The sequence below is a fragment of the Mesorhizobium sp. M7D.F.Ca.US.004.03.1.1 genome (genome assembly GCF_003998635.1).
Classification (GTDB): Bacteria; Pseudomonadota; Alphaproteobacteria; order Rhizobiales; family Rhizobiaceae; genus Mesorhizobium; species Mesorhizobium loti.
Map to the genome: position 1 here is coordinate 1 of NZ_RZQG01000591.1, position 3,806 is coordinate 3,806.

A 3,806-nucleotide genomic window follows, 5' to 3' on the forward strand; every position below is an offset into this window, starting at 1 on the left:
AGCTGCACATGTACGGAACGCTCTGGCTTCTCACACAGGGGGAGACACGCAAGACAAAGCGCGTGCGGCTCTTCACGGAGTTCGTATCCCGCAGGCTCGCCGCGTACGCTCCGCTTCTCGCGGGGCTGTCCATATCGCGCGAGGCGACGGGTCAGCCGTAGCCGGTTCTGACCTCAGGCAGGCGCGCCGGCGACCGATCCCCTGACCACCAGGTCGACCGGCCAGACCTCGCCGCGGGCGCCCTCCTCCAGTCCCGAAATCCGTGCCGCCAGCCGCTCGGCGACACGGGCGCCGGCGAGACGGATGGATGAACGCGTCGTCGACAGCGGCACCGAAAAATTCTCAGGCCTCAGCCAGGGGAAGACATCGTCATGGGCGATCAGCGACACGTCGCCCGGAATGCTCAGGCCAAGGTCGCGCACCGCACGCACGACGCCCAGCGCCATGATCAGGCTGGAGCAGGCGATCGCCGTCGGCGCGTCGCCCGCTTCCAGCAAACGCCTGGTGGCGCGATAGCCGTTCTCCTCGGTCATATCAACCGAGCAGACATGGTGCTCGCCCAATGTCAGCCCGCTCGCGGCAAGCGCCCGGCGCACACCGCGTTCGCGATGGATGGCGAAGGTCTCGCGATCATCACCGTTGATCAGCGCCAGCCGCCGGTGGCCGAGCTGGATCAGCAGCCTGGCCGCCTCGCGGAAGGCGCCCTCATTGTCGATGTCGGTGAAGGCATAGTCGAAATCGAAACCTTCGCTGCGGCCATGGACGATGAAGGGAATGCCGAGCGTGTTGACCAGCGCCACGCGCCGGTCAGCGGGCCTTGGCGAGGAGATGTAGACGGCGTCGACCTGCCGGTTGGCGACGATGCGCCGGTAGGTCGTCTCCTGGTCGTCGGCGTCGGCCGGCGACAGCACCAGGTCGAGTTCGTGCGAGCGGGCGTAGTCGCCGAGGCCGGACAGGAACTCGACGAAATGCGGATCGATGTCGACGGCGGCACCGGTAGGCAGAACATAACCGATCATACCGGTCTTGCCGGTCGCCAGCCGGCGCGCGCTCGGATTGGGGCGGTAGCCGTGGCGCTTGGCGGCATCCATCACCCGCCTTCGCGTTTCCTCGTTGACCTCGGGATAGCCGTTCAGAGCGCGGCTTACCGTAGTCTGCGAAAGTGCCAGCATATGGGCGAGCTGCTTGAGGTTCACGAAAGGTCTCCATTCCCTCAAAGCGCTTTTAAATTGAATCGACCCAAGTGCCGTAAGGGCCGGTCCATAGGAGGATGAACCATAGACGCGGTTTGGGCCGGTTTGAAACAAGAATTGCTGCTGCGCTGCCATAAAAGCATGTTGCAGCGCACTTTTTCTGCCGCAAATGCGCGAAGTTAAATCGATTAGCTCGCCAGCCTCTTGACTTCCAGGCGATTCAATGGCGAGATCAAAAAAGCCAAAGCGCTTTGGAAGACTCTTCGAAAGGTTGCGGTTCCTTTCTGACTGAGTCACAGTCCTGCGGCGTCGGCGGGCGGAATGGAGGTTCCGTCCGGTGTGTGTGACCCACTGGGAGGAATACCGATGAAGAAAATGCTTTTGCTGGGTGCTGCGTTTGCCACGCTCGCCCTGAACGCGCCCGCGCATGCCGAATTGAAGTTCAAACCGGGTGAGGACAAGCGCTTCAACTGGGCGAACTACGAAGAGCTCAAGAAAGTCGATCTCAAGGGTGAGACGCTGACGATCTTCGGACCGTGGCGCGGTGAGGACGAAGGCCTGGTGCGCGGCGTTCTCGACTATTTCTCGGAAGCCACCGGCGTCGAGATCAAATACTCCTCCTCGGAGAATTACGAACAGCAGATCGTCATCGACACACAGGCCGGCAGCCCGCCGAACATCGCCGTGCTGCCACAGCCGGGCCTGATCCAGGACCTGGCATCGAAGGGCCTTTTGACACCCCTCGGCGACGACACCGCGAAATGGGTCAAGGACAATTACGGCGCCGGCCAGTCATGGGTCGATCTCGGCACCTTCAAGGACAAGGACGGCAAGCCGGGCTTCTTCGCGTTCCCCTACAAGGCCGACGTGAAGTCCCTGGTCTGGTATTCACCGGACAATTTCAAGGAAGCCGGCTACAAGGTGCCGAAGACGCAGGAAGAGCTTGCCGATCTCGAAAAGAAGATCATCGCCGATGGCGGCAAGCCGTGGTGCATCGGTCTCGGCTCGGGCGGCGCCACCGGCTGGCCGGCGACCGACTGGGTCGAAGACCTGATGCTGCGCACCCAGGCCCCGGAAGTCTACGACAAATGGGTGAAGAACGAGATCCCGTTCAACGATCCGGCGGTGGTCAACGCCATCGACATCTTCGGCAAGATCGCGACCGACGACAAGATGGTCGACGGCGGCGCCAAGGCGGTTGCGGCGACCGATTTCCGCGACAGCCCGAAGGGCCTCTTCTCGGTGCCGCCGAAATGCTACCTGCACCATCAGGCATCGTTCATCCCGACCTTCTTCCCGGAAGGCACCAAGGTCGGCCAGGACGCGGACTTCTTCTACTTCCCGCCCTATGCTTCCAAGCCTGAACTGGGCACGCCCGTGCTCGGCGCCGGTACGCTGGCGATGATCACGAAAGACAGCAAGAGTGCCCGCGCGTTCATCGAATTCCTGAAGATGCCGCTCGCCCATGAGATCTGGATGGCCGAGGGTGGTTTCGTGACGCCGCTCAAGTCGGTCAACAAGGATGCCTACGCCAGCGACGCGCTGAAGAAGCAGGGCGAAATCCTCGCCAACGCCTCGACCTTCCGCTTCGACGGTTCCGACCTGATGCCCGGCAAGATCGGCGCCGGCGCGTTCTGGACCGGCATGATCGACCTGGTCGGCGGCAAGTCCGCGCAGGATGTCGCCACCGACATCCAGAAGAGCTGGGACGCTATCAAGTAGGCGGCCGACGGAGCTAAGCAGCCGATCGTTCGGCTGGACGTTTGGACTATCGCATCCCAAGTGGATCCGGGCCCTGGAGGCCCGGATCCGACCGGCGGCCCGTGCCGCAGCGACTATCATGAGCACACAGACATCCGGCATGAAGCGCGATCAGCAAAAGGGAAAACCCGTCTTGCCTGGCGATCGCGCTCTGAACAACTGAATCGGCGCATCTCACCGCCCGGACCGTTCGGCTTTGGCTGATGATGCGCAGGGGGAGGGACCCATGGCGGCTCAGATTTTCTCGGCCATTTTCGTCATCATCGTCGGCGTCGGCGGTTGCGTCGCCTATTTCTGGGGCGCCAACAAACTGGTCGACCTGATATTCCCGTCGCGCGGCGTCGCCGGTGCTGCGGCCATCGACAATCTGCGCCGGCAAGGGCTGGTCCGTCCCTGGCTGTTTGTTGGCCCAGCGATGATCATCCTGACCATCTACCTGATCTATCCGGTGGTCGAGACGCTACGGCTGTCGTTCCTCGATCGCGGCGGCATCAATTTCGTCGGCTTGGCCAATTACGAATGGGCCTTCGGCGACCGCGAGTTCCGCAACTCGATCCTCAACAACATCATCTGGCTGGCGGTCGTGCCCGCCGCCTGCACCTTCCTCGGGCTGATCATCGCCGTGCTCACCGACAAGATCTGGTGGGGCACGATCGCCAAGAGCCTGATCTTCCTGCCGCTGGCAATCTCCTTCGTCGGCGCCAGCGTCATCTGGAAATTCATCTACGAGTATCGTGGCGAGGGCCAGACGCAGATCGGCATCCTCAACGCCGTCATCCAGCATTTCGGCGGCCAGCCGCAGGTCTGGATATCGCTGCCGTTCTGGAACAATTTCTTCCTGATGGGTATCCT

Annotated in this window: 3 protein-coding genes and 1 pseudogene; 3 read left to right on the forward strand and 1 reads right to left on the reverse strand. The window is 62.3% G+C overall.

The window, feature by feature from the left end; translation table 11 throughout:
• Positions 1-161, forward strand: a pseudogene (locus EN935_RS25985) (LysR family transcriptional regulator); the annotation flags it as partial.
• A 12-nt stretch (positions 162-173) separates the two neighbouring features.
• Here the strand turns inward: EN935_RS25985 and EN935_RS25990 are convergent.
• Entirely contained in the window at positions 174-1,196 is a 1,023-nt protein-coding gene (locus tag EN935_RS25990; RefSeq protein ID WP_109666824.1) for a substrate-binding domain-containing protein, read from the reverse strand.
• 363 nt (positions 1,197-1,559) lie between these two features.
• Here EN935_RS25990 and EN935_RS25995 point away from each other — a divergent pair, with 363 nt between their 5' ends.
• Entirely contained in the window at positions 1,560-2,915 is a 1,356-nt protein-coding gene (locus EN935_RS25995) for an ABC transporter substrate-binding protein (protein ID WP_127265149.1), read from the forward strand.
• Positions 2,916-3,180: 265 nt separating this feature from the next.
• Positions 3,181-3,806: sugar ABC transporter permease (locus EN935_RS26000; RefSeq protein ID WP_164771341.1), on the forward strand; the 626-nt coding region annotated here is incomplete at its 3' end.

What these genes read in the sequence shown, in the direction of transcription:
- EN935_RS25995 (WP_127265149.1), top strand. Translation starts at nt 1,560, where the DNA reads ATGAAGAAAATGCTTTTGCTGGGTGCTGCGTTTGCCACGCTCGCCCTG.